The 6,578-nt window shown below is 52.6% G+C and carries 4 protein-coding genes and 1 pseudogene; 2 read left to right on the top strand and 3 right to left on the bottom strand.

Annotated features, from left to right (window positions below; translation table 11 throughout):
- Both F1593_RS26905 and F1593_RS26900 read left to right on the top strand, forming a co-directional pair.
- Positions 1-604, top strand: a pseudogene (locus F1593_RS26905) (hypothetical protein); the annotation flags it as partial.
- A gap of 29 nt (positions 605-633) precedes the next feature.
- Positions 634-1,221 (top strand): TetR/AcrR family transcriptional regulator, encoded by a 588-nt coding sequence (locus F1593_RS26900; protein WP_149404639.1) that lies wholly within the window; start codon positions 634-636, stop codon positions 1,219-1,221.
- A 38-nt stretch (positions 1,222-1,259) separates the two neighbouring features.
- Here F1593_RS26900 and F1593_RS26895 read toward each other — a convergent pair whose 3' ends face one another.
- From F1593_RS26895 to F1593_RS28765, 3 genes are all read right to left on the bottom strand, one after another.
- Positions 1,260-1,976, bottom strand: a complete 717-nt coding sequence (locus tag F1593_RS26895) for a class I SAM-dependent methyltransferase (RefSeq protein WP_172632493.1) — start codon at positions 1,974-1,976, stop codon at positions 1,260-1,262.
- Positions 1,977-2,501: 525 nt separating this feature from the next.
- The gene (locus tag F1593_RS26890; protein WP_149404636.1) at positions 2,502-4,424 is read right to left on the bottom strand and encodes an FAD-binding oxidoreductase; all 1,923 of its coding nucleotides are present in this window, start codon (positions 4,422-4,424) and stop codon (positions 2,502-2,504) included.
- Between the two features lie 167 nt (positions 4,425-4,591).
- Positions 4,592-6,578 (bottom strand): leucine-rich repeat domain-containing protein (locus tag F1593_RS28765; protein ID WP_503826833.1); only part of this gene is annotated, 1,987 nt, incomplete at its 5' end.

Raw genomic sequence — 6,578 nt, 5'->3', positions numbered from 1 at the left:
AAACATGGAACGGAGTGTGTCAATGACAATTGACTGCAGTATTGAGGAGCCGTGTGAGGCGACAAGTCTCACGCACGGTTTTGAAGCCGAGCGGAGAGGGCGACCTCTTCGCTTAGGCAGCGCACTTTTTGAGCGCTTGAAAACAACAGGATTGCCAGTGGAGTGCGGATCAGGCGGCTTGACAAAATACAACCGAACCGTGAGAGAACTGCCCAAAGCTCACTGGCTCGATGCAGCCTGCGTGGCGAAAAGCACACCTGATGTCTTAGACAGCAAGAAGGTAAAACCCCTCTTGATCAAGGCAACGGGACACGGCAATCGTCAGATACGCTTACCTGACAAATATGGTTTTCCGCGCACCTCTGCGAAGGGGGCAAAGAAGGTCAAAGGCTTCCAGACCGGGGACGTGGTCAAGGCGATTGTGCCCACGGGCAAGAAGGTCGGCACCTATACCGGACGCGTGGCGGTGCGCAGTTCAGGTTCCTTCAATATCACTACCACCATCGGAACGATCCAGGGAATATCGTATCGTCATTGCCAGATGCTTCATCACAGCGATGGCTATAGCTATCCACAAGGAGGCGCACTTCCTCCCCATGCCTGAAGGCAGGGGTATCCGTGCGATTGAAAAAGATGAATGAGTCACCACAAGCCAACCGTCCAATGCGAGCTGATGCCCAGCGCAACTACGCTAGCCTGCTGAACGCGGCGCGAGTCGCCATCTCGGAGCGCGGCGCTGATATCGTCCTGGAGGACGTTGCCAGGTCGGCTGGGGTTGGAATCGGAACGCTGTACCGTCACTTCCCCACGCGTCAGGATCTCCTTGAAGCAGTGTTCCTGGATGAGGCCAATGAATTGAGAGCGCATGCTGAAGAGCTCGCAAACGCTCCGATTCCTTTCGACGCCTTGATGAGCTGGCTTCGTCTCCAGATGGACTTTGCGGCTCGAGGGAGGAGCATGGGAGCAGCCATCATGGCAGCCAAGCACGTTCCGGGAACGAGAATCTATGACGCGAACAAAGCGATGCACCAGGCGGGAGAAGTCCTGTTGCTCCGGGCCCAGGCCGCAGAACAAATCCGAACGGATGTCCATATTATTGACGTGCTACGACTCGTCTACGGAATTGTCATGGTGAACGAACATGCGTCCGACCCTGATGGGGTCAACCGCATGCTTGATCTCGTCATCGCCGGAATCAGAACAAAGCCGAGTGGGGACTGAAAGATGGTGTGTCACCTCTCGGCTAGGAGCCGATCCTATCAGCGCGCTATCCACCCATACATGGTCCCCAGCATCGAGAAGAACGGTGCGACTTGCCTGAATCCTGCCTCGTGCAGGAGTTCCTGTACACTGTCCGCCGTCGCCACCTGTGGTTGGGACATCTGCTCCGTGAGTTGAGCAACGATGCCCGCCATTTGCTCCTTCGGCATACCCATCAACTCGCCATGGTATTGCCAGGCACCAAGGAAATCTGCCCTCAGTGTCGGATTCGTCACACCAAATTTCGTCTCGTCTCCACGCACCGGGCTGATGAGATACAATGGCGCCCCCGGCTGCAAGCGGTCCCTGATGTTGCGCAATAGTTCCAATTTCGCGGCATCAGGGAGAAAGTGAAGCACATAGAGACAGGTGGCGGCGTCGAACCGCATGTCGGGCGCCAGTTGGTCAAACCCTATAAGGAGTTCCTGAGGAACTTTCTGCGCCTCTGTTCGTGCTGGTTCTCTTACTAATGCCTGATCAGGCTGTATATAACGATAGTCCCCAGGCTGTACATAACGATAGTCATTAGGCTGTACAAGAGGATATCTGTCAGGTTGCGCATAATGATAGTCATCAGGCTGCGCATAAGTATCGCTTTCAGGTCGCACATCGACAACGGTTACGTCCCGCCCATTAATGCGTCGTACCTGTTCTCTTCGATATAGCTGCTGCGCTAGTTCCGTAGAGGTTCTGCTATCTGTTCTGCTACGAACCATTACAGGTTTACCTCCCCTATGTTCAACTGTATATGTATATTCTCTTGGCATATCGTATTTCTCTCAGTTCTTCTTAACACATTTATCCTATATTTGCCCTTCTAATGCCACCATCATAAATAATTGTTGACGAATGTATAATGTGTGCGTGCAACAATGCCGCCTCTAGCACGGATCACTAACCACGTCACCTTCATCGCGATCTCTCCCTATCCCTACCTCTATGACTTCGGCTCTCCCTTGAGCATCTTCATCAGATATTCCGTAACCTTATCTTTTCGCCGCAACGCTTGACGCAAGGTCTTATTCTCTTGTTGTGGAGTCACTCTCGTTTTTCATCATTGCTTATGCGGCTACTCTAGCAGATTCTTCTTCTTTCCGCAACTGCATAGCCCTACTGAATAGTTACGATCTAAGCGGCTGGCGTAATGCTGGGTTACCAAACAAACTGTCAAGGCGTAATGAAGAGAGGACTGTAGAGTAGATCTTTAGTTCAATCTTTCTGAGAATTGCTGTCAGTGCGTTTTAGCTTGAAATGCTTCTATAATAATGCTCGTACCAGATGCTGGTGAATAGTTGCTGTGGATCGTGCCGGGCTTTGAGGGCAAAGAGTGTCTTTATGGTTGGATACATGCTGGTGAGTTGGGCGGGAGTATAGTAGCCGCCATAACACAGATAATATCTGGCCTGGATCGAGATTAAGTAGTCGATGAGTTCGCGGGTGAAGTTCTGGAGGGTTGGAATGTCGGGACTGTTTTGTCTGATTTTGTAGTAGACGACAAAGCCGTACATGTCTTGTTGGGCGTAAGAGACCAGGGCGCTGGTGTCTTGCTTGACTCTTCTTATAGTTACATTCAACAAATCGATCTGGTATTTTTTGAGTAGTTGCTTATAGGTGGCAAGAAAGGCGTTGCTGCGCTCGATGGGCACAAAGTATTCTTGCAGTATATCTGTGGAGTGGGGATCGGGATTTTGCAGGAAGCGTACAGGGACCGCCATGGCAGTATTTCTACTTATCGATGCAGGTTCGACCAGCGGCGAGACATATTTCTCCATTTCCCAGCGGAAGTATTTCCCGAAGTTGCTGGCTCTGGATGCCTGGAAGACGACTTTGCGCAGCCAGATACTATTCTCTCCATCCAGTTCATCGCCGGGTTGCTGCGCGGAACTGGTTTCTGTATAGGTGAAGATCAGGCTTTCGGTGAGGAAGTGTTCGGCATCGACGGAGAGATGCGCTTCCAGTAAGCGGTTGGCGGGATTCTTGCTCAGGATTTCGAGGTTGTCGATAACTGCATGGGTCGGGACTGACTTCAGGGAAAAGGCGAAGTATGTGTTTTGCGTCGTCTGTAAGTTGATCTCGGTGATGATGCCAAATAGGCCGAAGCCTCCGATGGCGGCTGTGAAGAGCTCTTGATTCTGCGTTCTGTCACAGAATACCTCCTGACCGTCCGCGCCTAGCAGCTTGATAAAATTGACGCTTTCAATCAAGGAGCCGTAGCGAGGATCTTTTCCGTGGGCATTCACGCTCAGTGAGCCACCTACGGAAAAGATATTGGAGTCCTGCATGACCATGACGGCCCGACCATGCGGCGAAAGGACTTCCTGTATCTGTTCCCAGGTCGCTCCTGGTCCGACCGTGACCGTCTGATTGTCCATGTTGTAGTGCACGCTATCCAGATGCGTCATATCCAGATGCAGCGTGTTTAATCCCAGAGCCTGTCCGCCCATACTATGCCTGATGCCGGAGAGCGAGATTTTTCGCTGGCCCGCTTGCGCATCCTTAACGGCTTTGATCACCTCGGCCAGCGTCTCTGGCCTACGGATTTCCGCCACGCGACTACTGTTCAGATGGCTGGCATCGGTCAGTTGTAACTGTTCGGGGGCTGCCAGTGTCAGTTTATGCGACTCCTGGCGCACCAGATCTGTCAGCAACCATTGCCTGGAGGGATCATCCCAGAGATACGCTTTGATGAAGATGCCGCCGAGCGCCACAGCAAGGCTTGTTCTGGTGAGCAATCCTAAGAATGAGCGTCGTTGCCGCTGCACTGGTGGTACCGCCTGCCGCGTATCCCTTTGAACTCGGCGCGTCAGGTAGATTACGCCACCGTTCAGAAGTAGCAGCAGTATAATCGCGCCAGTCAGGATGAGAGATGGCGGCAACGCCAGCGCCCCGATGCCCAGCAACAGATAGGCAAGACCAGACAGGGTGGCGAGTACCAGCGCGAGAGATAGAAGCGTGCTTGCCCACTGCCTGCTCATCAGGAGCGCGAGTATGCCCAGCAATACCGCCAGTGGTAGCCAGGCATAGCCATCGAGCCAACTCAGGCCACGAAAGAAATCAAAGAAGATCCAGGTCAGCAGCAGGCAGAGCGAGCCGACGGAGAACAACACACACATCTGGACCTGAAAGACAGCATGCCAACGCGAAGCAGTTCGAAATGATGACATCAGGAAATCCCTTTCACCTGCTGTGGTCAAACCAGCACAATTTCAGCAGGTAACCCAACCTCTTTTTGTTGAGTATAAGTCGGGATATGCATCCCTTGAGAGTGTCATCTGTCCTATCTTTCTATGGTGCATCGATCTCCGTTGCTCGGTATGTCTGTTGCTCTGCTCTAGCGGCGTGTATCTATTTCGAGGTCGACCCGAGCCTGTAGTTCTTTGATGCTGGGGAGGGGATTGTTGAGATAGCTAGCGTCGATTTTGATTTTGTGGAGCGCGGGCAGGTGCAGTAACGGCGTGAGATCTTGAATATTCATGTAGCTACACATAAGGTTGAGCTCGCGCAGTTTTGTGAGCTGCTCTACTGGGGTGAGATCGCTGACCCCACTAGAGCTCAGATCGAGCGTTTCCAGGTTGTGCAGTCCACTCAGAGGGGTAATATTTGTGAGCTGTGACATCCCCGATAGCTTGATGGTATGCAGCCTGGTGAGGGTGCTAAGCGCAGTGATATCCTGTAAATTATCGCACCATGTGCAAAGAATTTGTTCTAGCCGTTGTGCATTTTCCAGACCATGCAGGCTGACAAGCTGCTTGCTGAACTCGATCGTAATGGATTTGAGCATGGGGACGTTCTGTAAAGAGCGAAAACTGGTAAGTGTTGTAAAGGCCAGGTGTAAGTTTGTCAGGTTCGGCAGATTGGTGACGCCGCTCCAATCGAGTTGCTCATTCTCTCTGAGGGATAGTTCTGTGAGCGCAGGCAGTCCGTCCAGGGCTGAGACATCCTGTAATTCGTGGCATTCATGCACGATAAGCTTGCGTAGTGTCGTCTGTCCTTGCAAGCCGTTGAGATTTTGTCGTCCAGCATTCCTTGTGAGGCTGAGTTCTTCCAGTTCGGACAGGGCCAGCAGGGGCGTCAGGTCGCAGACTTGTGTTGTCCTTGCGAGCGCAATGCATGTCAGGCTGTCAAGCCTGGTGATCGCACTGATATCCTCAATTGGGCAATCAAATAGTTCCAATGAACGCAATGCAGGGAGATTGCTTATTCCTTCCAGGCTGGCAAGCCTGTGATTTGCCGAAATCGTCAGATTCTCCAGGCGGGGGAGATTGCTTATTCCTTCCAGGCTAGCAAGCCTGCGATTTGCCGAAATCGTCAGATTCTCCAGGTGGGGGAGATCTGTCAATCCGCGCAAGTTTGGACAATTTACTCCACTGAGTATCAGTACCTGCAACTCAGGTAGGCCACGCAATGGGGTGAGATCCTCGGGCGTTACGCCATCCTCAACTGCCTGAGTATAGAAGACAAACCTCTTCAGGTTCGTTGCCTGCTCGATCCCATTGAAGCTCTGAAGGTGTGTACAGCCGCCAAGTTCAAGTTCTTCGAGTAAAGGGATGCGCCCAAGCTCTTGCAAATTGGTCAGGCGATTGTTGATGCGCAGCTTGAGATGACGCAGCTTTTGCAACTGGCTCCAGGGGCCAATATGCTCTAGATGTCCAGAGGTGGATTCAATTGTCTCTATGTTTTCCATCCCTGTCAGCGGATTAAGATCCTGAAGCGCGGGACATGCGAGCAGGTTGATCCCACGGACCCGCTTGAGCTGTGCCAGTGGCGTGATATCGCTAAGTTTGTCACAGTTGCGGATTTCGAGATATTCGACCTCCTGCAGTGCACTCAGCCCGCTGATATCTCTCAGCGCGCCAGCATATGAGATGATGAGCCGCTTGAGGCCAGGGAGTCCGCTGAGGGGAGCGATAGTGCGTAGGTGATTGAGGCCATGGAGATTGAGTTCGGTGAGTGCTGGCTTGTTTATCAGTCCACTGAGATCGCGTAGATTGGAGCAACCGTGCAGGATAATCTGGTGTAGCCTGCTCAGTTCGCGGAGCGGCGCAAGGCTGGTAATACGGTCACAGGAATTGAGATCAAGTACTTCTAACTGCGTTAGCGCGGCCAGCGGCGCGAGATCGCTGATCTTTTTGCTGTCGGGCATGCGCAATACTGTGAGCTTGCTCAAGCCTGCCAGCGGAGAAAGATCCTGCAGGGTGGTACATTGGTCCAGTTCCAGGCTTTCCAGCATCGTGAGATGTTGGAGGCCGGTTAGTTCCTCTACGCGGTAGAGCCGCAGATGAGTCTCGCTGTGCTTCAGGAAGAGGGGGGCCAGGACC

The organism is Dictyobacter arantiisoli, from assembly GCF_008326305.1.
In the GTDB taxonomy this organism is placed as follows: Bacteria; Chloroflexota; Ktedonobacteria; order Ktedonobacterales; family Ktedonobacteraceae; genus Dictyobacter; species Dictyobacter arantiisoli.
Note: the sequence above shows the minus strand (reverse complement) of the source record. Positions and strands in the feature narration are given on the sequence as shown.